We start from the raw sequence: 21,945 nt of genomic DNA, 5'->3' as shown, positions 1-21,945 counted from the left end.
GGGAAAGAGGGAGCGCGCGTGGCCGGGGACAATCCTGTGTATCTGGCGGGTCTTGCGCTTGCTGGGCGGCGAGTCGTCGTTGTTGGCGGCGGGTCGGTGGCTCAGCGGCGAGTGCCGTTACTTGTTTCCGTTGGTGCCGAGGTCGAAGTCATCACGCGTGAAGCGACCGCCGCTGTCGAGGGGATGGCCGCGTCAGGCCACATCACGCTCACGCTGCGCGACTACGCGCCAGGTGACCTCGCCGACGCTTGGTACGCGATTGCGTCCACTAATGACCCGGCCGTCAATGCCGCAATCGTCGCCGAGGCGGAGGGGCTGCGGATCTTCTGCGTGCGGGCTGACAACGCTCGCGAGGGCACTGCTGTCACCCCTGCTTCAATGTCCTATGAGGGACTGAATGTCGGCGTGGTCGCTGGGGGAGACCATCGCCGGTCCGCCTCAATCCGCTCCGCCATCCTGGAAGCCCTGCAATCCGGCGTCGTCGACGACCACCCGGAGGACGACGCACGGCGCAGTGGTGTCGCTCTTGTCGGTGGCGGGCCGGGCGACCCGGACCTGATCACCGTGCGCGGCCGCCGGCTGCTTGCGCAGGCCGACGTGGTCGTCGCTGACCGGCTAGCGCCGCCGGAACTTCTCGCGGAACTGGGCCCGCACGTCGAGGTGATCGACGCATCGAAGATCCCCTACGGCCGGGCAATGGCTCAGGAAGCAATCAATGACACCCTGATTTCGCGTGCCCGCGCCGGGAAATTCGTCGTGCGGCTCAAAGGCGGCGACCCATACGTATTCGGGCGCGGTTACGAAGAGCTGCTCGCGTGCGCAGAAGCTGGGATATCCGTCACAGTTGTGCCAGGAATCACAAGTGCGATCGCGGTGCCCGCGGCAGCCGGAGTTCCGGTCACTCATCGAGGTGTCTCGCATGAGTTCGTGGTCGTCAGCGGACACGTACCGCCCGGTCATCCCCAATCGCTTGTCGACTGGGCAGCGCTAGGCCGCATGAAAGGCACGATCGTGCTGCTCATGGGGGTCGAACGGATCGATCAATTCGCTACTGCACTCATTGCTGGCGGGCGTGACGAGACCACACCAGTGACAGTCATCCAGGAGGGGACCACTCGCACACAGCGGGTTGCTCACTCGCTGCTCGGCAGCGTTGCAGAAACGGTCAAAAAGGAGGAAATCCGGCCTCCTGCGATCATCGTTATCGGCCCTGTGGCGGGACTCGCACTGAATTTGGCTGAAACGAATCACGGTTCAGTGAACGATTGATCAAGGAGATGCCGTTTACGACACTAAGGAGCCCGGACCGTGGATGCTTCCTCAGAAGCAAAATATCGGCACAGCGATGCCGACGGGTCTGGATCCTTGAAGTCGGCTACCTTGGGGCCTACTCAGGGGAGGACCGATTCAGCGGAGGCCAGCGTGGGCGGAGGCAGTGATCTGGTGATTCAGAAAGCTGCCGCGACCAAAGTGCTCGGCTGGGCGATCGTCGTGCTCAGCGCGCTTCAGCTCATGGTCGTGCTCGACGGAACAGTCGTCAACCTCGCGCTTGCGCGCCTTCAGGACGATCTCGCGCTGAGCGATAGCGGCCGAACCTGGGTCGTGACCAGTTATGCACTCGCTTTCGGTGGCCTGATGCTGCTCGGCGGCCGGCTGGGCGACACATTCGGGCGCAAGCGGATGTTCATGTACGGGGTCGCTGTGTTCACCGTCGCGTCGCTGATCGCTGGCCTGGCCACGACGGACATCACCCTGATTGCCGCTCGCGTTCTGCAAGGGGCAGGTGCTGCTGTCGCCTCGCCCACCGCTTTCGCTCTCGTCGCCACCACGTTCGCGCCAGGTCCCGTGCGCAACCAGGCGTTCGCCATCTTTGCGATGATGACCGGCCTCGGTTCTGTCTCCGGTTTGCTGCTGGGTGGCGCGCTGACCGAAATCTCGTGGCGGTGGATCTTCTTGGTCAACCTGCCAGTTGGCGCTTTCATCCTCTTCATGGCCCGAACGTCGCTTCCAGAATCTCAGGGTCCGCGCCGCAGCCTCGACGTGCCAGGAGCCATTCTCGCGACTACCGGCTGCACGGCGCTGGTCTACGGCCTGCAGCACGGCGCGGAGAGCGGGTGGAACTCCGCGCCGGTGATCCTCGCCCTCGTGCTTGGTGTACTGCTGCTGACGGCCTTCCTGGCAGTGGAGCGCACGGCAGAGAATCCGCTATTGCCATTCATTCTGTTCCGTAACCGGGACCGGGTCGCCACATTCGTGGCGATCATGCTGGCCGGTGCCATCACCATGTGTATGGCTGTGTTCGTCGCCCTGTTCGTCCAGGATGTGCTGCTGTTCAGTCCGCTCGAAGCGGGTCTCTCTTTCGTGCCCTTCGCGTTCGCGCTTGGCCTCACAGCGCAAGTGGCGTCCAAGCTGGCGATGCGCATCCAGCCGCGCTGGCTGGTCGCGACGGGGGGCCTCCTCGTTGCAGCGGGCCTGGCCTACGCGTCGACAATGGATCAGCATTCGTCCTACTTCCCTGACCTGTTCGTGCCAATCGTGATGGTGGGCGCCGGTGTCGGGATGAGCGTTGTCCCGCTCACGCTCTGCGCTGTCGCTGGTGTCAGGTCCTCGGAGATTGGCCCGTTGACGGCGATTGCGCTCGTCGCGCAGACGCTGGGTGGCGCGCTGGGCCTGGGTGCAGTTGGTGCGCTGGCAACGGCACGCACTCTGTCGCTCGGCGGGTCCACCGGGCCTGCGAGCGCGATGAACGAGGTGCAGCTTGTCGCTCTGGGCGAGGGCTATCTCTTTGCCTTAGTGATCAGCTCAGTTATTGCGTTGCTCCTGACTGTGGTTGTTGCGATCTGGATGCGGTTCACACCTGCGGAGGTCGCCCAGGGCCGTGCCGCGCAGGGCTCAGCTCAGAACGAATCAACCAGCCTTTGAGCTCAACTCGTGAGAACGACTAGCTCCCGGTCACCAGCGATTTCTACCTTGAGACCCGCCCGCGCCGCGACTCGTGCGACCGCGTGGATTGTTCGTGGCTCCGATCGAGTTATCGCAAGCGCGCGCGCCAGCAAGCCCTTGTGATGTTTGTTGAAGTGACTGACGACTGAGCGTGTTCCGTCCGGCCGTTCGGTCAGCACTGTCGCGGTGATCGCGGATTCGACCGGCCCGAGCGCTGTATAGCCGCCCGAACGCAGGTCGACGATGAGGCGTGAGTCTTCGCGCTGGATCGCGTCACCGAGAAGTGGACGCCACAGCGACCTCAGTGAGGTGAGACCGGGAAGCCTGGACCCTGCCGACAGGCGGTAGTAGGGAATCGGGTCGTCAGCTGCCACAATGCCGAAGAGCGCAGATCCGATCGCGAGCCGTTCGCTCGCCCGTCCACGCTGCGAGAGAGTCATGGAACCTACATCGAGAGCGTCGTACAGCACCCCGGTGTAGCGCTCGATCGCGGCCATTGTGGGCGCCTTTCGCAGCACACTATTGTGCTCGATTTCGCCCAGCTGCTTCGGCCCGAGCTTCAGAGCGGCTGCTGCCTCATTCGGTGATGCGGAAACCGTGACCAGAGCGTCGAGAATCGTTTCACGAACCTTGGTCAGCGAAGGCAGGAACAACTGATCAAGGCGCAGCGGTGGGCCTTCGCCACCGGTGGCCTTCGTCTCGGACGGCGGAAGCAGGATAAGCACGGGCACTCACCTTATCGGTTATTCCTTTTCGTGTTTTGTCAGAGAAACGCGATAGTCTGGCTCCTCGTGATCACCCGTTTGTCTCACCTCTTCCTCCGCACGCTCCGCGACGACCCTGCCGACGCTGAGGTGCCCAGCCACAAACTGCTTGTGCGCGCGGGCTACATCCGCCGCGTAGCACCAGGGATCTACTCGTGGCTGCCGCTCGGATTGCGCGTACTGCGGGAAGTCGAGCGTGTCGTGCGGGAAGAGATGGACGCGATGGGGGGCCAGGAGATCTCCCTGCCCGCACTGTTGCCGCGGGAACCGTACGAGGCAACAAACCGGTGGACCGAATACGGGGGCGGACTGTTCAGGCTGAAAGACCGTAAGAAGGCCGATTACTTGCTTGGCCCTACACACGAGGAAATCTTCGCGCTGACAGTCAAGGGGGAGTACTCCTCGTACAAGGATCTGCCGGTCATCCTTTACCAGGTCCAAACAAAATTCCGTGACGAAGAGCGCCCCAGGGCCGGCATTCTCCGTGGCCGCGAGTTCATCATGAAGGACTCATACTCCTTTGATGTCACCGATGAGGGTCTCGCTGAGTCCTACCGGAAGCATCGCGTTGCGTATCAGCGGATATTCGATCGGCTGGGGCTGAAGTACGTCATCGTGGCGGCAACCTCCGGCGCGATGGGCGGCAGCGCCTCTGAAGAGTTCCTCGCTGAGAGTGAATTCGGTGAGGATACCTTCGTGCGCTGCCCAGAATCCGGCTATGCCGCGAATGTGGAGGCCGTGACAACAACACCGCCGCCCCCGCATCCAATCGACGGTCTGCCCGCAGCGAAGGTGTTCGATACTCCCGGAACGCCGACAATCGCAACACTCGTGGACTGGGCGAACGGTGTACCGGAGGTCTCGGAGCGGCTCGGCAGGCCGGTGACCGCAGCGGACACACTGAAGAACATCCTTGTGAGGGTGCGGCAGCCAGGCGGCGAGTGGGAATTGCTCGCGGTGGGAGTCCCGGGCGACCGTGAAGTCGATCTGAAGCGTCTCGAGGCGGCGATTTCGCCTGCCGAGTTCGAGATCCTCGACGACTTCTCCAAATACCCGTTCCTCGTCAAGGGTTATATCGGCCCACAAGCGCTGATCGCCAACAAAGTCCGGTTCTTGGTGGATCCTCGAGTTGTCGCGGGCACCCGCTGGATCACGGGCGCGGACGAAGACGGGAAGCACGTTGTCGATCTCGTTGCCGGCCGGGACTTCGAAGCAGATGGCACGATCGAGGCGGCCGAAGTACGTGACGGTGACACCTCCCCGGACGGCAAGGGCACTTTGGTTTCCGCGCGGGGAATCGAGATCGGCCACATCTTCCAGCTCGGGCGCAAGTACGCGAATGCTTTTGAACTCGACGTCCTCGCCGAGAACGGCAAGCCCGCACGGGTGACCATGGGGTCCTACGGAATTGGGGTTTCGCGGCTGGTAGCCGTCATCGCGGAGCAAATGCACGATGAGAAGGGGCTGCGGTGGCCGCGCGAAGCGGCACCAGCAGATGTGCACATCGTGATCGCGAATAAGGATGAAGCAGCGTGGAGCGGCGCCGAGGAGATCGCTGCAGCTCTCGATGCGGCGGGCGTGCGCGTCATCCTCGATGACCGGAAAGCCTCCCCGGGGGTGAAGTTCAAGGACGCCGAGCTGCTTGGCATTCCGCGGGTCGCCGTCGTGGGGCGGGGCTGGGCGAACGGCCTGGTCGAGATCCGGGATCGCATCACCGGTGAGAGCAGAGAAGTGACCGCTGCGGAAGTCGTTTCGGAGCTGACAAAACTGTCTTGAGGCATGATCGGGCTATGGCGATTAACGATCATCCTCCGGGTACGCAGACGGACTTCGACGCTGTCGAGGAGTTCCTGACCGAAACACTGGTTCCGGAAGCGAGCAGCCGCCGTGCGGCCATCGAGCGCGCTGACGACGCGGGGATGCCCCGCATCGAGGTGATGCCGAACCACGGCAAGCTCCTGGAGCTTCTCGTGCAGATGACGCACGCCCGACGGGTGCTAGAGATTGGGACCCTGGGCGGCTACAGCACGATTTGGCTGGCCAGCGGTATTCAGCCGGGTGGCACCGTTGTCTCGCTCGAACTGGAAGCGCGCCACGCGGAGGTGGCTGCCGAGAGCATCACAGCAGCTGGACTCATTGATCGAGCTGAAATCAGGGTGGGTCCAGCGCTCGACACGCTGGCCGATCTCAGGAGCTCTGGTGCGGAACCGTTCGATCTCATCTTTATCGACGCCGATAAAGAGAACATTCCGGCCTACATCGATGCCGCTGTCGAACTCGCGCGGCCAGGTGCGGTTTTGATACTGGACAACGCGGTGTGGCACGGTGCCATCCTCAATCCGGACTCTGCTGACGCGGCCGCGATAGGAGTGCGACGCGGTCTCGAAGCGATCGGGCGACATCCGCGGCTCACGGCTACCGCGATTCAGACAGTGGGATCCAAGGGATGGGATGGTTTCGCCATTGCACTCGTCACGTAGGCACGCTGGAAGCTACTAGACCAGCTCGCCAGGAAAGGGATCCGGAATGGGCGCGGCACCGAGCACACCGCGCCACCGTGCGGTGCGCAGCGCGCACTCGGTGAGCGCGCCAACGCTGAACTCCCGCAAATCGCCGTTGTCAGCCCGTTCAGTCACGGCACGCCAGGCTGCCGCGCACTCCTGCTCCGCAAAGACCGCCAGTTCCGCCGCGGTCACTGGTGAGTCCACATTCACGGGGAGCTCGTAAGCAGGGGCAGCCAACGGTATCTCGCCGCCAGCGCGAGCAAGCAGCCCCGACACAGCGTCGCGACGTGCGCGGTGCTCCTCGGCCCCGGCCGCAGTGAACTCGCGCCGCTCGGAAAGGCTGAACGCAGCCACAACCCCGTAGCTGAATACTGCCGCGTGCTCGCGTTCGAGTGCCGTGCGCAGCGAATCCAACCCTGGATCGCCGGCGATGGCGAGGGCATCCGGCACTGACGCAGCGGGCGGAGACTGCTCAGTGGCAAGAGCGAAATATGTCGCACAATTCGCGCTTACTGAACTCAGCAGCCCAGCCCTGTAGCCAATAAGGGCCGACACTGCATCGCGCGCCGAACGGGAGCTGTCCTCCAGGTACGCCTCAAGTTCGGTGGTGCTGACGGGCGCGGCTCCGCCATCGGGCTCGCCGTCGCCGGATTCAGTTTCAGCGGTATCGGTGCTGGGCCGCGCAAGCCGACGGATTTCCGTATCGAGAGCAGTCGCGTGTGCCGCACGCTGGTCAGCGACGGCGGCGGCCCACTCGGTGTCAGAAAAATCCTGCGCCGCTGCCGCGCGAGCGTCGCGCAAGGCGAGTTCACGCTGCGCGATGAGGGGGTCTGGCTCGGGCTCGCTGATCTCGGTGGCGCAACCGGGGATGACGGCGCCCGCCAGGAGTAATGCTGTGACCTGGAAAACAGCTCGGCGAGACAGGCCGGGGAACTCCTCTGCGTCGTGCACACGATCATCCTGCCATCACTGGCGCGTTAAGCTAGGTGGCCACGGGGTGCGAGGATGCTCACGTGACGCTGGAACGCGCGAAACATCAACATCGAGGCGAAGGGTGCATACATGCCGGTGCCGTCCCGGGAAGACGTGGTCGGAATTGTGGCTCCCCATGTGGAGCGGCGCGGACTTGACCTCGAAGAGGTTCGTGTCGCTCCCGCAGGGAAACGCAGCATGATCTCGGTGGTCGTGGACGCGGATTCGAGGCCGGATATTGATGCGCTGGCGACGTTGAGCCGCGAGATTTCCGAGGTCCTCGATGCGGCTAACACCTTTGGAGAGGCGCCGTACGTATTGGAAGTCACCTCGCCTGGGGTTGATCGTCCGCTGACGGCGCCACGCCACTGGCGCCGCGCCAGGGGCCGGAAAGTGCAGATGACGGTTAACGGCAAAGCGGTTCGCGGCCGTGTCGGTGCTCTCATTCCTGAGCCGGACCCGCAGAGCGTTGAAATTGTCGTGCCTGGTAAACCAGGTCCGCAGGTCCGAGTGGTGGCACTGGCGGAGATTGGGAAAGCCGTCGTGCAGGTAGAGTTCTCGGAGCCAGATCCACGGGAGGTTCAACTCGCACAAGGGGTGCAGGGTGCGGGTGGAGCTGGCGGCGGACATAAGGAGCGAAACAAGTGAACATCGATATCTCGGCCCTGCGCGCGATCGAGGATGACAAGGGCATCCCCGTTGACACCGTCATTGAAGCCATCCAGACGGCGTTGCTGACGGCATATCGGCACACGGCGGGCCACCAGCCGCACGCGCGGATCGATATCGACCGTAAGACAGGAATCGTCAGCGTTATTGCGTGTGAGTACGACGAGGAGGGGAACCTCGTTGCAGAGTGGGACGATACGCCTGAGGGTTTCGGCCGCATCGCGGCCACCACGGCCCGGCAAGTCATCTTGCAGCGTCTCCGCGACGCTGAGAATGATAGGACGTACGGAGAGGTCGCCACTCATGAGGGCGAGATCGTCGGCGGCGTTGTCCAGCGGGATACACGCGCGAACGCCCGAGGGCTCGTTATCGTGCGGATCGGCAGCGACATCAGCAAGACCGAGGGCGTACTGCCGTCCGCGGAGCAAGTTCCAGGCGAGAGTTATGAGCACGGCGTCCGCCTGAAGTGCTATGTCGTAGGCGTCTCACGCACCCCGCGCGGTACTCAGATATCGCTGTCACGAACTCATCCAAACCTCGTCCGGAAGCTGTTCGCACTGGAAGTCCCGGAGATCGCAGACGGCTCAGTGGAGATTGTCGCGGTAGCGCGCGAGGCAGGGCATCGGTCAAAGATCGCGGTTCGCTCGCACGTGCCCGGCCTGAACGCGAAGGGTGCATGCATCGGACCGATGGGGCAGCGGGTGCGCAACGTGATGAGCGAACTGGCCGGTGAGAAGATCGACATCATCGACTATGACGACGATCCGGCGAAGTTTGTCGCAAACGCGCTGTCGCCATCGCGTGTGGTCTCCGTTTCCATCGTCGATCTCGCCGCGCGGGCAGCCCGGGTGGTTGTGCCCGATTTCCAGCTCTCGCTCGCGATCGGCAAGGAAGGTCAGAACGCGCGCCTCGCGGCGCGCCTGACCGGGTGGCGTATCGACATTCGAAGCGACGCTAGTGACTCCGTTGCTGGCGAATCCAATAGATAGCTGACGCGCGGCGGTTCGCAGGAACGCGCCACGCCGTCGCAGCTCAAAGCGACGCATGGCGTGCCGCCACCAGGGCGGTTAACGCGCAATCTGAATTCGCGGTAGAGTGTTGGGTGGTTCAACGTGAGTATCCGCTCGATTTCCGAAACGTACCCGCGACCGGCAGCACCGGTCCGGACTTGCGTGGGGTGTCGGCGCCGAGCGTTAGCCGCTGATCTGCTAAGGGTCGTGGCGCAGCGGGGCGATTCATCTCGCATCACTGTTCTTCCCGATCCGCACCGGCGGATGCCAGGCCGGGGTGCATGGTTGCACCTCGACCCGAGGTGTCTGGCTAAGGCGGAGAAGCGACGAGCGTTTGGTCGAGCACTTCGAGTGTCGGGTGAGACTGACGTGGCAGCGCTCGCTAGCATCATTTTGGCGAGCGGCGCTCATGTCAGTGAGGAGACTTGCGGCGGGCATCTCAGCTAGGCTGCTGAACTGTCAGCTCAGCTGTAACGGCTGGAGCGCGCGCGAATCATGAAGCATGACCTGCGAGAAGGGTAGGCACGAGCACTTATGAGCAGACCATGAAGTACCCGCGATGAGTAACCATCCGCGATAACCCGAGGTCGTGCGGAACCTGACACCGCTCGGCCTCACTAGTGAGGAGAGTAGTGCCAGGCAAGATCCGCGTGCACGAGCTAGCGAAAGAGCTCAGCACATCAGGACATACGGTCACAAGTAAAGAACTTCTGGCCAAACTCAAAGAACAAGGCGAGTTCGTCAAGTCCGCCTCGTCAACCGTCGAAGCCCCCGTTGCCCGTCGGCTGCGTGAGGCGTACTCGACTCAGGCTGCGTCACCCAAAGAATCTGCTGCGCCTGCAAAGACGCCCGGCAAACCGGCTAAACCCGGCGGTGCCAGGCCTGCTCCGAAGCCCAGCGGTGAGGAAGCCGCCAAACCTGGTCCCAAGCCCGGACCTGCGGCAGCGCCGAAGGCAGCCCCTGAGGCACCTGCGGCAGCCGCACCTGTGCAGCCTGCAGCGCCACTAGATGCCGGGAAACCGGCACCAAGTGGGCCGAAGCCAGGCGACAGTGCCGGTGGGCCCAAGCCAGGACAGCCTCGTCCCGCCGCAGCCAGTTCAGCACCCGCCGCGCCTGAGGCTCCAGCAGCCAGCGCGCCGAGTGCCCCCAGTGACGCTGCGCCAGGTGCTCCCGCACCAGGTGCCCCGCGACCGGGCGCACCTAAACCGGGCGGCCAGCGCGCACCGCGCGTTGGGAACAATCCGTTCAGCGCTCCTAGTGACGCACCTCCGCCGCGGCCCGCGCCGAGCGCAGGCCGGCCCGCACCCCGGCCGCCCGCCGGCGGAACCGGTCGTCCTCCAGCAGGTCAGGGCGGACCACGGCCAACTCCTGGCCAGATGCCGTCACGCCCGAACGCGCGTCCCGCGCCAGGCGGTGGGCGGCCAGCTCCCGGCGGAACCGGTCGTCCTCCAGCAGGTCAGGGCGGACCACGTCCATCTCCAGGCCAGATGCCGTCACGCCCTAGTCCCGGCTCAATGCCGTCGCGTCCAACTCCGGGACAGATGCCTTCACGGGCACCTCGCCCAGGTGGTGGAGCCGCCGGTGCGCGGCCGGGGCGCCCAGGTGGCGGTCCCGGCGGCGGCGGCGGTGGTGGCGGTCGCGGTGGATTCCGCGGCGCTCCTGCCGCGGGTGCCGGTGCTCCAGGTGGCGGCGGCGCCCCAGGAGGTGCCCCCGGTGGCGCGCCGGGCGGTTTCCGCGGTCGCCCCGGTGGGGGTGGCCGTGGCCGCGGCGGTGCCGCAGGTGCATTCGGCCGTCCAGGTGGTGCTCCGCGCCGGGGACGGAAGTCGAAGCGTCAGAAGCGCCAGGAATACGATTCAATGCAGGCGCCCAGCGTCGGCGGCGTTCGTTTGCCACGGGGCAACGGCGAGACGGTGCGGCTAGCACGTGGCGCGTCACTTGCTGACTTCGCTGAGAAGATCGATGCGAACCCGTCAGCCTTGGTGCAAGCGCTATTCCATCTCGGCGAGATGGTGACGGCAACACAGTCGGTGAGCGACGAGATTCTCGAGCTCCTCGGTGGCGAGATGAACTACAACGTTCAGGTCGTCAGTCCTGAGGACGAGGACCGGGAACTCCTCGAGTCCTTCGATCTTTCCTATGGGGAGGACGATGGCGAGGAAGAAGATCTCGAGCAGCGGCCGCCGGTGGTGACCGTCATGGGTCACGTCGATCACGGTAAGACGCGACTGCTTGACACGATCCGTAAGACGAATGTGCGTGAAGGTGAAGCCGGTGGCATCACTCAGCACATCGGTGCCTACCAGGTCGAGTCCGATCTTGAAGGTGTCAAGCGTCTCATCACCTTTATTGACACCCCGGGTCACGAAGCGTTCACCGCGATGCGTGCCCGTGGTGCCAAGGCGACGGATGTGGCAATCCTCGTGGTCGCGGCGGATGACGGTGTGATGCCGCAGACCGTTGAAGCGGTGAACCACGCGCAGGCCGCTGATGTCCCGATCGTGGTCGCGGTGAACAAGATCGATGTCGAGGGAGCTAACGCGGACAAGATTCGTCAGCAGCTGACCGAGTACGGTCTTGTTGCCGAGGAATACGGTGGCGAAACCATGTTCGTCGAGATTTCGGCGAAGCAGGGTCTCAACATCGACGCGCTGCTCGAAGCGGTCCTCCTGACCGCAGATGCCACACTGGATCTGCGGGCCAACCCGGACATGCCCGCACAGGGTGTCGCGATCGAAGCCCACCTCGACCGTGGCCGCGGACCTGTTGCGACAGTCCTCATCCAGCGCGGCACGTTGCGTGTTGGCGACTCGATCGTCGCTGGCGATGCATATGGCCGCGTGCGGCGAATGCTCGACGAGAACGGTCACGACGTTAACGAGGCGCTGCCTTCGCGTCCCGTCCAGGTCATTGGCTTTACGTCTGTGCCTGGTGCGGGCGACAACCTCCTCGTTGTGGACGAGGATCGAATCGCCCGGCAGATCGCTGACCGGCGCAACGCACGCAAGCGCAATGCGCTGGCGGCGAAGAGCCGGAAACGGATCAGTCTCGAGGATCTCGATTCAGCACTGAAGGAAACTCATCAGCTGAACCTCATCCTCAAGGGCGATAACTCCGGAACGGTGGAGGCCCTCGAAGAGGCGCTTCTGGGCATCGACGTTGGTGATGAGGTCGAACTTCGCGTGATCGACCGCGGTGTCGGTGGCGTGACCGAGACCAACGTCAACCTCGCATCGGCATCGAACGCCATCATCATCGGGTTCAATGTCCGGGCTGAGGGTAAAGCTACCGAGCTTGCTAACCGCGAAGGCGTGGAGATCCGGTACTACTCGGTGATCTACCAGGCGATCGACGAGATCGAGAAGGCTCTCAAGGGCATGCTCAAGCCGATCTACGAAGAGGTTGAGCTTGGGCGCGCGGAGATCCGTGCGATCTTCAAGTCGTCCAAGATCGGTCTCATCGCGGGCTGCATGGTCCAGTCAGGTGTCGTGCGCCGCAACGCCAAGGCGAGGCTCCTTCGAGACAACGCAGTCGTCGCTGAGACGATGTCGATCCAAACCCTGCGTCGAGAGAAAGACGACGTCACTGAGGTCCGCGAGGGCTTCGAGTGTGGTCTCACCCTCTCGTACTCAGACATCAAGGTCGACGACGTCATCGAGGTCTACGAGATGCGCGAGAAGCCGCGCGACTGATGTGCAATGTGAGGGGGCACCATTCAGGTGCCCCCTCACGCACCTCAGGTCACGCCAAAAGGGGAGTCATGTACGTCGGCGCACTGGAAATTGACGTGCTCTTCGGCGATATCCGTTCGCTGAAGGAAAAGCGCTCTCAGGTGAAGCCTATTCTCGCTGAGCTGAAGAAGTTCGCGGTCGCCGCGAGCGAGGTCGGCGATGCCAACCGGCTGCGCCGTGCCATTTTCGGTATTGCGGCCGTGAGCGGCGAGATCGGCCACGTGCACGAAGTGCTGGACCGGTGTGAACGTCACGTCGCGGCCAAACCTGAGCTGGAACTGTTGTCAGTCCGACGCCGTATCCTCGGACCGGAGGACTGATCCCGCGAACGGTGCAGGCCTAAAGCATGGTGCCTCATGGATATGTCAGAGTTCCGATCGAGTAAGGAAGGATGGTCACCATGGCTGACCCACCCCGTGCGCGCCGCCTCGCGAAGCGGATCATGGCCATTGTCGCCACCGCCATCGAGCATGAAGTGAAAGACCCGCGTCTTGAGTTTGTCACCATCACTGATGCGCGCGTGACGAACGACCTGCGTGATGCGACTGTGTTCTACACGGTGCGCGGGCCACGGCTAGATACTGAACCGGACCTTGAAGGCGCAGCGATCGCACTCGAGAAAGTTCGCGGTCAGCTACGTACCCGGGTCGGGGCCGGTACCGGCGTGCGGTTCACACCCACCTTGGCATTCGAGCTGGATTCCGTCCCTGACGCTGCCCGTCATATGGAGGAGTTACTAGCCAAGGCGCGTGCCGCCGATGAGGAAGTCGCGAAGGTGCGGGAAAATGCGACCTATGCGGGCGATCCCGATCCTTATCGCACCCATGATGAGGAAGAGGAAGAGGGACCTGTGGACGTGTCCTCTGACGATCGGCAGAACTAGTGGCAGCGGTGATGGCCAGTAGCGGCGCACACCCCGAAGCAGACAACCAGCAGGCGCTCGAGCGGATCGCCGAGGAGCTCCGCAGCGCGCGCACTGCAACGGTTCTCTGCCACGTTTTTCCGGACGCCGACACGCTCGGCAGTGGGCTCGCGGTTGCCATAGCGCTGAAGCGATGGGGTGTCCCCGTGCAAGTTTCGTTCGGTGAGCCGCTCGGGCTTCCTGAAGTTTTCGCCGAATTGCCGCATTCGGAACTCCTCGTCAGCCCCGATGCCGTCGCGGCTGAAGCCGACGTCGTCGTCGCCGTCGACTCCGGAAGCGCCGACCGGCTGGGCATTCTTGCTGACCGGATGAGTGGTGCGCGGACTTCCATCGTCATCGATCACCACCGGTCGAATACGAGGTACGGGTCGATCAACTATGTCGATCCGTCTGCGGATTCGACCAGCATGCTCATCGCGCGTCTCTATGACTGCTTAGGGGAGACGATCGACGCCGATGTCGCGCATTGCCTGTACGCGGGACTCGTGACCGACACTGGTTCATTTCGCTGGTGCGGTCCTGAGGCGCACCTTCTCGCGGCCCGTCTGTTCGGAACCGGTATCGATGCACCCGCAATCACGCGTGCGCTGCTGGATACACATCCGTTTGGTCGGCTCGCCATGCTCTCCGCGGTGCTCGGCGAAGCGCAGCTCGTTCCAGACGCGGCGGATGGCCAGGGACTGGTGTACACGGTGGTCCGGGTTCAGGACATGGCCGGGTTGCCCGAGGATGAGCGTGAGACGGTCGTTGATATTGTCCGCACCACGGGCGAGGCTGAAGTTGCCGCAGTCCTCAAACAACTTAGTCCAGGCCGATGGTCGGTGTCCCTGAGGTCTAAGCAGTCGGTGGATGTCGCCAAGGTCGCGAAGGCCCTCGGAGGTGGCGGGCACGCGCGCTCAGCGGGCTTCACCGCTGAGGACGACACGGCTGAGCACATCGTCGCCGCTATCGTCCGTGAACTCGGATAAAACGCCTGAGGCTCACCCCCCAACACCTCGGGCGGTGTTGCGCCTTGCGTTACCTGCGTTGCCGGTACTCGCCGCGGAACCGCTCTACCTGCTGTATGACTTTGCGGTTGTCGGCAGACTCGGTGGTCTTGCACTTGCTGGACTCGCGATCGGGGGTCTCGTACTCGCACAGGTCACCACACAGCTGACGTTCCTTACGTACGGCACGACGGCGCGCGCATCGCGCTATCACGGTGCTGGCAACCGTGCTGCCGCCGTTCGGGAAGGCATACAAGCGACCTGGCTCGGGATCGCGGCAGGTATGGCGGTAGTGGCACTGGTGTTCGCGGTGGCCAGCCCGGTTCTTAGCGTCCTCACCGGGGATGCTGACATTGCGGCGGCAGCAGAAAGCTGGCTGCGCATAGGGATTTTCGGGGCACCACTCATTCTGATCGCCATGGCCGGCAATGGCTGGCTACGAGGCGTCCACGATACGATGCGGCCGTTGCGGTTCGTCGTCGCCGGCCTAGCCACATCAGCCGTGCTTTGCCCAGTGCTCGTCCACGGCCTCGCCGGTTTTCCGGCATTGGGGCTGCCCGGGTCCGCAGTTGCGAACGTAGTTGGCCAGTCGGTCACCGCGGTGTTCTTTATCGGTGCGCTCGCTGCGGAGCGGCGTGCGGCGCCGGCACAAACGCCAATCCGGCCAGATGTGGGCGTTATTCGTGCCCAGATCATCCTCGGGAGGGACCTGATTCTGCGCAGCCTTGCTTTTCAGGCGTGCTTTCTCTCCGCCGCCGCGGTGGCGTCTCGATTCGGGGCGGGCGCTGTGGGCGCTCACCAGGTTGTACTCCACTTGTGGAACTTTGTTGCCCTGACTCTCGATTCACTCGCTATCGCGGCACAAGCGATTATTGGTGCGCTGCTTGGATCTGGGGTGGTCGTCGCTGCGAAAGCAGCGGCATGGCGGATCATGCGTTGGTCGATTGTTTTTGCTGTGGGCCTTGCGGGCGCTTTCGCAGCTGGGAGCACGATAGTTCCGGGAATATTCACAGCAGACCCGGGTGTACTGGGCCACATCGGGGAGATCTGGTGGTTCTTCGTGATCATGATCCCAGTCGCGGGGGTGGTTTTCGCGCTCGACGGGGTCCTGCTGGGCAGCGGGGATGCCGCATTCCTGCGGACGTCGACGTTGCTCGCCGCTCTTGCCGGTTTCCTGCCGCTGATCTGGCTGTCATTGGTGTTCGAGTGGGGCCTCCACGGGATCTGGTCAGGTCTCGCTGCGTTCGTTCTGTTACGGGCCGGAGCGGTGGTATGGCGTACGCGGTCGGCGCGCTGGGCGATAGCGGGTGCGGAGCGGGGAGCGCGCTGACGCCGGTGCGCGTGAGGAATGGGTTGTCAGTACGTCGTGTTGAGAAACGCTAGGGTCCGCATAGGATTCGGCACCGTCGACGAGGAGGACGCGGAGTGGCGAAGGTTTTCGCGGTGAGCGACATTCATGTGGGCCATCGCGGCAATGGGCACGTGCTGGATGAAATTCAGCCGGAGTCCAAGGACGACTGGATCATCGTCGCAGGTGATGTTGCCGAGCGCACTGACGACATCCGCAATGCCCTTGCCAGGATCCGGCAGCGGTTCGCCCGCGTGATCTGGGTGCCGGGCAACCACGAACTCTGGACTACCGCCCGCGACCCTAGCCAGTTGAAAGGCGTCGCACGCTACAACTACCTGGTTCGGATGTGCCGGGAACTGGGCGTTCTCACACCCGAGGATCCCTACCCCATGTGGGAGGGAGAGGGAGGTCCTGTCGCCGTTGTCCCGATGTTCTTGCTATACGACTACACGTGGCGGCCTGAGGGAACATCGAGCCGCAGTGAAGCGCTGAGCGTCGCACGGGACCGTGGTGTGATGGCCACTGACGAGTTCCTCCTCAGCTCCGAGCCGTACTTGACTCGCGACGCTTGGTGCCAGGCGCGCGTTGCGTATACGCAGTCCCGTCTCGACGAACTCGATCCAGAACTGCCGACTGTGCTCATCAACCATTGGCCCCTCGTTCGTGCGGCCACCAAGATGCTCATGTACCCCGAGTTCGCGTTGTGGTGCGGAACTGATCTCACCGCTGATTGGCACGTGCGGTACAACGCGCTGTGCGCCGTGTACGGGCATCTGCACATCCCGCGGAGGACGTTCTACGATGGTGTTCGCTTTGAAGAGGTTTCGGTCGGGTACCCGCCAGAGTGGAAGCGGAGGGGCATGCCGAAGCCGATCCTCCGGCAGATTCTGCCCGCACCAGAGAACCCGCCACCACCATTGATGTTGCCGGCGAGCTTCCGGCGTGAGGAGAGCTTGTGATCGACCGAATCGTTTCCGCTCCGCTGGTGACAGCTGAGGCGTTCGCCGATCATGACAGTGCCTTCGTTCCGTCTGCGGAGCGGGCGGCTGTGGCTCGCGCGGTTCCCACCAGGCAACGTGAGTTCTTCACGGTCCGTCACCTTGCTCGCCGTGCGATGGTGCAGTTGGGCGTGCCCGGGGGTGACAGGATGCCGATTCTGAAGGGGGAGCGGGGGGCACCCACATGGCCGGAAGGAGTAATCGGAAGCATGACTCACTGCACGGGATATCGAAGCGCGGTGGTCGGTTTGCTTTCCGATGTCCGGTCCGTGGGGATTGATGCGGAACCCCACAGCGCATTGCCTTCGGGTGTGCTGCCGAGTGTGAGCATCGCCGCGGAGCGCGACTGGCTGGCATCAGCCGCACGTGAGCACGGCCCGGACGTTCACTTCGACAAGCTGCTTTTCTGCGCAAAGGAAACTACATACAAAGCGTGGTTCCCGATAACGAGGCGCTGGCTGGGTTTTGAGGACGCTCACATCACCTTCAGTGTGGACGACACTGGAAGGTCAGGTGGCTTTACGTCCACGATTCTGATTGATGGCACCGTGGTTTCGGGGGCTCCACTCACGGAGCTCCGCGGACAGTGGCTCGTCGACGGGGACCTCGTCGTCGCCTCTATCGTGGTGCCACATGAGTGAACTTGTGGATGCGTTAGGTGGCGTGGTCGTCATCGACAAACCAGGCGGCCTTACCAGTCATGATGTTGTAGGCCGGTGCCGGCGCATCTTCAAGACCCGTAAGGTAGGCCACGCAGGCACTCTCGACCCGATGGCGACCGGTGTACTCGTTCTGGGCGTCAACCGCGCGACGAAACTGCTCGGACTTTTGAGCCTCAGCACGAAATCGTATGAAGCGACCATTCGACTTGGATCCTCTACGAGTACTGATGACGCCGAGGGCGAGGTGACCAGCTCCGCGGACGCAAGCATGATCACAGCCGCCGAATACGGCCCGGCTGTCGAGGCCCTGACGGGAACGATCAAACAGGTTCCGTCTGCGGTGAGCGCGATCAAAGTAGCTGGCAGGCGCGCCTATGACATCGTTCGATCCGGTGAGGATGTCGACCTTGCGGCGCGCGAAGTCACCGTCAGCCGGTTCGCCGTCCATAGAGACCGTCGTGAGGGACGCTACCTGGACCTTGACGTGACGGTGGATTGTTCGAGCGGAACGTACATTCGGGCGCTCGCACGTGATCTTGGAGCCGCTTTGGGAGTCGGCGGGCACCTCACCCGGCTGCGGCGCACGACCGTGGGTGACTTGTCGCTAGCGGATGCCCTCACTCTCGACGAGCTCGCGGAGGTCCCAAAATTGAGCCTGTCGCTTGACTCGGCGGCATCCCGATTGTTCCCTGTGCGCCGCATCTCGGACAGCGAAGCAGGTGTGCTGCGCCATGGAAGGTGGCTTGAGCCGGCTGGAATTGGTGGCGTTTACGCCGCGGTTGCGCAGTCCGGACAGGCGCTTGCGCTGCTTGAGGAACGGGGACGCCGTGCGAGCCCGGTTTTTGTGATCCGGCCGTCGGGCCTGGCCTAGGCGCTAGGTTGTCGCTGCCTCCGACTTCTGTGCTGCTCCGCGCTGCGTGATGGTCAGCCAAATGGCGTTGGTAGCGATGCTCCCGAGTTCGAGTGTCGTGTCGGCGCGGTCGATTCGGACAGCGACGGTCCCCGCGTAGTCTCTCCGCTCGACGATTTCGATATGACTGTCCAGGTTGATGCCCACTGAATCGAAGTAGCGGAGCATCTGCGGGTCGTCATCGGAGATGCGTGCGACCCGGCCGCTTTCGCCGTTGACGTAGTCACTCAGCGGGCGCGCGTCGGGTGCCGGTACGGACCCGTCTGCGGTGGGGATCGGGTCACCGTGCGGGTCGCGCTTCGGGTGGCCCAGTTTTGCGTCGATCCTGGCGATGAGGCGCTCGGACACGGCATGTTCGAGTACTTCGGCTTCATCGTGCACTTCATCCCAGCTGTAGCCGAGTTCCCGAACGAGATAGGTTTCGATCAGCCTGTGGCGCCGGACCATGGACAATGCGGCTGCCTTGCCTTTTTCGGTGAGCGCGATCGAACCGTACCGAGCGTGGTCCACGAGGCCCTGTTCGGCGAGCTTCTTGATCGCCTCGGAGACAGTCGAAGCGGAGACTCCAATCTTTTCCGCGAGCATCTTGGTGCTGACCCGCTCATCGGACCACTCGCAGAACGACCAGATTGTCTTGAGGTAGTCCTGCGCGACGGGGGTGAGCGATGGCAGCGCTGACGAAGCAGCGCCATCAGTCGCGCCCGGCTTCGCGATCTGCGTTCTCTCATGGGGCACGCTTTCGAGCTTAGGCAATCCAACTCACCGCGTCATTCTCTGGCCGGGCAAGCCGGGTCAGCCTTCCGGTCCGGCGCGCCCGGCCGTTTGGGTCACGGGCGCGAGATCGCGCGGCGTGTTCGGCGTGGTGCGCCGATGAGTGAAGAGGCCAGTGACGAGCCCCTGGCTGGGGCTGAACAGGTACGCGAGGGCGAATGCAGTGGACTGTGCCAGCACGATCATCCCGCCAGTGGACGCGTCGTAATAGTAGGAGGAGTAGATCCCTGCGAATGAGCACACCACAGCGATGATGGGGGCGAGAACAAGCATCCTGTTGAAGCGGCTGGTGAGCAAGTAGGCGGTAGCACCTGGCGTGATGAGTAGCGCCACCACGAGGATGACGCCGACGGCTTGCAGCGCCACGACGATCGTGACCGCGAGCAGGCCGAGGAGAAGTGCACCCAGCTTGCCGGCCGAGATCCCGATCGCCTGCGCATGGGTCTTGTCAAACGCATAAAGCGTGAGGTCACGTCGCTTCGCTATCAGCACGATTGCGGCGATTGCGCCGAGGATGACTACTTGCCACAGATCAGCAGAGGGAATGCCGAGCAGGTTGCCGAACAGGATGTGCATCAGGTCGACCTGCGCGGGGTTGCGCGAAATCAGAACCAGTCCTAGCGCAAACAGGGCGGTGAAGACGATCCCCATCGCGGCATCCTCTTTTACCCTGCTTGTTCGCCGGATGGTGCCGATCATGGCGACTGCGGCCAGAGCAAACACAAGAGCTCCGAGCGCGAAAGGTGCACCGAAAAGGTAGGCGAGCGCGACCCCGGGAAGAACCGCATGGGAGATCGCGTCACCCATAAGCGACCACCCAATGAGGATCAGCCAGCAGCTGAGCAGCGCACACACTATGGAGGCGACCGTGGCGACGATGACGGCGCGCCGCATGAACTCGAAGTTCAGGGGGTCGAGGATCAGGTCCAGCACGGACATTGTCAGCCTGCCAGCGGTGCGTGGACGAACGTTGCGCCACCTGTCGCGGCGCCTCGGTGGTCCGCGAACGGGTTGGCTCCGAAAGCGAGTGCGAGGTTCTCAGGCTTCAGCACTTCCGCGGGCGTGCCGTGCACGAGGACAGTCTTGTTGATGAGCGCAGCCGCGTCGCAAAGCCCGGGCAGCGAATGCAGGTCGTGCGTGGAAACCAGGATTGTCTTTCCCTCGGCAGCCAGCCCGCGCAGCAGGAAGGAGATCGTGGCCTCACTGGTTTTGTCGACTCCGGTGAACGGCTCGTCGAGCAGCACAATGGAAGCCCCTTGGGCCAGTGCACGGGCGACGAAGACGCGTTTACGCTGCCCGCCTGATAGCTGGCCGATCTGCCGATCAGCAAAGGCGGCCATCCCAACTTGCTCGAGCGCGTCGCCTACAGCAAGTCGGTCTTTGCGGCGCGGAGTGCGGAGCCAATTCTGTGCGCCGTAGCGGCCCATCATCACCACCTCGCGGACACTGAGAGGGAACGACCAGTCGACATCTTCGCTTTGCGGGACGTAGCTGATCATGCTGCGGCGCCGCGCAATCGCGGCTCTGCCGCCGTTGATCAGGACCGTTCCGCCTTGTGGTCGCAGAATGCCCATGACCGACTTGAAGAGGGTCGATTTGCCGGAACCGTTAGTGCCGATCAGTCCGTATACCTGTCCCCAGGGCACCGTGAGCGACGCTGATTGCAGTGCGACGAGCGAACGATAGGCGACCGTCAGATAGCGGACCTCGATGGCGGGAGAGGGGAGCGTCTGTGCATGCTGGGCAGAGGTCATGATCCCGTCAGTCCTTCCACGATTACGTCGGCACTGTGACGAAGCAGGTCAAGGTAGGTGGGGACCGGCCCGTCCGGTCCGGACAGCGAGTCGACGAAGAGGACGCCGCCGAACTCTGCGCCGGTCTCGCGAGCGACCTGCCGCTGGGCGCGATCGGAAACGGTCGACTCGCAGAACACTGCAGGGACGTGGTTTGAGCGGACGAAGTTCACGAGGTCCGCGACCTGGCGCGGGGTGCCTTCCTGCTCCTGGTTCACCGCCCAGAGATAGCCCTCCTGCAAGCCGGTGTCCCGCGTGAGGTAACTGAATGCGCCTTCACAGGTGACTAGTGCGCGCTGGCCATCGGGCAGTTCCGTAAGCGCAGAGACGAGGTCCTCGCCAATGGCGGCAATCTCGGCCTTGTAGGACTCAGCGTTGCGGTAGAAGTCTTCGCTGTTTGCGGGGTCGAGGTCTGCGAATGCCTGCGCGATGTTGTCCACGTAAACCTGCGCGTCTGTGGGTGACATCCAGGCGTGCGGATTGGCTTGCCCCTCGTATTCGCCGCCCCGGATCGCGATTGGTTCTATTCCTTCGGTGACGACAACGTGGGGTGCCCGCACCGTCGTGACGAATCTCTCGAACCAGCTTTCGAGGCCAAGGCCGTTGTCGAGAATCAGTGCCGCGTTCTCCGCCGTGCGCATGTCCGACGGAGTCGGTTCGTAGCCGTGGATCTCAGCGCCGGGCTTCGTGATGGATTCCACGCGGAGATGCTCTCCCGCCACATTCTGGCCCATGTCCGCAAGCACCGTGAACGTAGTCAATACGAGCGGGCGCTCGTCGTCAGCATCACTCGCGGCGGGTGCGCTGCATGCCACTGCCGCTGCAGTTCCCATCGTGGCTAGTGCCGCAATGAGCGTTCTCCAAACCCTGACTTTCGGCGAACGAAGCGGAAAGTTCGTCATGCCGAAATTTATACTCCGTTGTCTCGGAATTGTCTAGATTCTCGCTGCTTCACGCGTCGC

General features: G+C 63.4%; 21 protein-coding genes. 15 read left to right on the top strand and 6 right to left on the bottom strand.

Going from position 1 to position 21,945, the window contains the following annotated elements:
- The first annotated feature begins 18 nt into the window (after positions 1–18).
- Together cobA and FHU29_RS14880 are read left to right on the top strand one after the other, a co-directional pair.
- Complete coding sequence (cobA, locus tag FHU29_RS14885; RefSeq protein WP_064440498.1) at positions 19–1,269, top strand: uroporphyrinogen-III C-methyltransferase; 1,251 nt, start codon at positions 19–21, stop codon at positions 1,267–1,269.
- Positions 1,270–1,446: 177 nt separating this feature from the next.
- On the top strand, positions 1,447–2,922 hold the full coding sequence (locus tag FHU29_RS14880) for an MFS transporter (protein ID WP_157095134.1): 1,476 nt from the start codon (positions 1,447–1,449) through the stop codon (positions 2,920–2,922).
- Between the two features lie 2 nt (positions 2,923–2,924).
- Here FHU29_RS14880 and yaaA read toward each other — a convergent pair whose 3' ends face one another.
- Positions 2,925–3,668 carry a peroxide stress protein YaaA gene (gene yaaA / locus FHU29_RS14875; RefSeq protein WP_064440497.1) on the bottom strand — a complete coding sequence of 248 codons (744 nt, stop codon included), beginning with the start codon at positions 3,666–3,668 and terminating at the stop codon, positions 2,925–2,927.
- A gap of 66 nt (positions 3,669–3,734) precedes the next feature.
- On the opposite strand from yaaA, the gene FHU29_RS14870 reads away from it, so the two are divergent.
- Positions 3,735–5,483 carry a proline--tRNA ligase gene (locus tag FHU29_RS14870; RefSeq protein ID WP_064440496.1) on the top strand — a complete coding sequence of 583 codons (1,749 nt, stop codon included), beginning with the start codon at positions 3,735–3,737 and terminating at the stop codon, positions 5,481–5,483.
- Between the two features lie 14 nt (positions 5,484–5,497).
- On the top strand, positions 5,498–6,187 hold the full coding sequence (locus FHU29_RS14865; RefSeq protein ID WP_064440495.1) for an O-methyltransferase: 690 nt from the start codon (positions 5,498–5,500) through the stop codon (positions 6,185–6,187).
- Between the two features lie 15 nt (positions 6,188–6,202).
- Here FHU29_RS14865 and FHU29_RS23725 read toward each other — a convergent pair whose 3' ends face one another.
- A complete protein-coding gene (locus tag FHU29_RS23725) occupies positions 6,203–7,162 on the bottom strand; it encodes a ferritin-like domain-containing protein (RefSeq protein WP_064440494.1) in 960 nt (319 codons plus the stop codon).
- Positions 7,163–7,273: 111 nt separating this feature from the next.
- Between FHU29_RS23725 and rimP the strand changes: the two genes are divergently transcribed.
- The 11 genes from rimP (at position 7,274) to truB (ending at position 18,380) form a co-directional block, all read left to right on the top strand.
- Entirely contained in the window at positions 7,274–7,831 is a 558-nt protein-coding gene (gene rimP / locus FHU29_RS14855; protein ID WP_064440493.1) for a ribosome maturation factor RimP, read from the top strand.
- Positions 7,828–8,841: a transcription termination factor NusA gene (gene nusA / locus FHU29_RS14850; RefSeq protein ID WP_064440492.1), complete on the top strand. Its 1,014-nt coding sequence runs from the start codon at positions 7,828–7,830 to the stop codon at positions 8,839–8,841. Before rimP ends, nusA begins: the two co-directional genes overlap by 4 nt.
- Positions 8,842–8,964: 123 nt before the next feature.
- The gene (locus FHU29_RS14845) at positions 8,965–9,309 is read left to right on the top strand and encodes a YlxR family protein (RefSeq protein WP_074390866.1); all 345 of its coding nucleotides are present in this window, start codon (positions 8,965–8,967) and stop codon (positions 9,307–9,309) included.
- 185 nt (positions 9,310–9,494) lie between these two features.
- Positions 9,495–12,551 (top strand): translation initiation factor IF-2, encoded by a 3,057-nt coding sequence (gene infB / locus FHU29_RS14840; protein WP_074390865.1) that lies wholly within the window; start codon positions 9,495–9,497, stop codon positions 12,549–12,551.
- A 68-nt stretch (positions 12,552–12,619) separates the two neighbouring features.
- Entirely contained in the window at positions 12,620–12,910 is a 291-nt protein-coding gene (locus FHU29_RS14835; protein ID WP_064440489.1) for a DUF503 domain-containing protein, read from the top strand.
- 80 nt (positions 12,911–12,990) lie between these two features.
- Complete coding sequence (gene rbfA / locus FHU29_RS14830; protein ID WP_064440594.1) at positions 12,991–13,473, top strand: 30S ribosome-binding factor RbfA; 483 nt, start codon at positions 12,991–12,993, stop codon at positions 13,471–13,473.
- An 11-nt stretch (positions 13,474–13,484) separates the two neighbouring features.
- A complete protein-coding gene (locus tag FHU29_RS14825) occupies positions 13,485–14,480 on the top strand; it encodes a DHH family phosphoesterase (protein ID WP_064440593.1) in 996 nt (331 codons plus the stop codon).
- A 34-nt stretch (positions 14,481–14,514) separates the two neighbouring features.
- Entirely contained in the window at positions 14,515–15,828 is a 1,314-nt protein-coding gene (locus FHU29_RS14820) for an MATE family efflux transporter (protein ID WP_064440488.1), read from the top strand.
- A gap of 95 nt (positions 15,829–15,923) precedes the next feature.
- Entirely contained in the window at positions 15,924–16,808 is an 885-nt protein-coding gene (locus tag FHU29_RS14815) for a metallophosphoesterase family protein (protein ID WP_064440487.1), read from the top strand.
- The gene (locus FHU29_RS14810; RefSeq protein WP_064440486.1) at positions 16,805–17,488 is read left to right on the top strand and encodes a 4'-phosphopantetheinyl transferase family protein; all 684 of its coding nucleotides are present in this window, start codon (positions 16,805–16,807) and stop codon (positions 17,486–17,488) included. The genes FHU29_RS14815 and FHU29_RS14810 overlap by 4 nt, the downstream gene beginning before the upstream one ends.
- On the top strand, positions 17,481–18,380 hold the full coding sequence (truB, locus tag FHU29_RS14805) for a tRNA pseudouridine(55) synthase TruB (RefSeq protein ID WP_064440485.1): 900 nt from the start codon (positions 17,481–17,483) through the stop codon (positions 18,378–18,380). The genes FHU29_RS14810 and truB overlap by 8 nt, the downstream gene beginning before the upstream one ends.
- Positions 18,381–18,383: 3 nt before the next feature.
- Here truB and FHU29_RS14800 read toward each other — a convergent pair whose 3' ends face one another.
- The 4 genes from FHU29_RS14800 to FHU29_RS14785 form a co-directional block, all read right to left on the bottom strand.
- Positions 18,384–19,133, bottom strand: a complete 750-nt coding sequence (locus FHU29_RS14800; RefSeq protein WP_064440592.1) for a metal-dependent transcriptional regulator — start codon at positions 19,131–19,133, stop codon at positions 18,384–18,386.
- Positions 19,134–19,211: 78 nt separating this feature from the next.
- Positions 19,212–20,129: a metal ABC transporter permease gene (locus FHU29_RS14795; protein WP_064440484.1), complete on the bottom strand. Its 918-nt coding sequence runs from the start codon at positions 20,127–20,129 to the stop codon at positions 19,212–19,214.
- A 2-nt stretch (positions 20,130–20,131) separates the two neighbouring features.
- Positions 20,132–20,944: a metal ABC transporter ATP-binding protein gene (locus tag FHU29_RS14790; RefSeq protein ID WP_064440483.1), complete on the bottom strand. Its 813-nt coding sequence runs from the start codon at positions 20,942–20,944 to the stop codon at positions 20,132–20,134.
- Positions 20,941–21,885: a metal ABC transporter substrate-binding protein gene (locus FHU29_RS14785; RefSeq protein ID WP_064440482.1), complete on the bottom strand. Its 945-nt coding sequence runs from the start codon at positions 21,883–21,885 to the stop codon at positions 20,941–20,943. Before FHU29_RS14785 ends, FHU29_RS14790 begins: the two co-directional genes overlap by 4 nt.
- Positions 21,886–21,945 lie beyond the last annotated feature (60 nt).

It is taken from the genome of Hoyosella altamirensis (assembly GCF_014191505.1).
GTDB lineage: Bacteria > Actinomycetota > Actinomycetes > Mycobacteriales > Mycobacteriaceae > Hoyosella > Hoyosella altamirensis.
The sequence above is the reverse complement of the archived record's forward strand: the minus strand, read 5'-3'. Positions and strand labels throughout refer to the sequence as shown.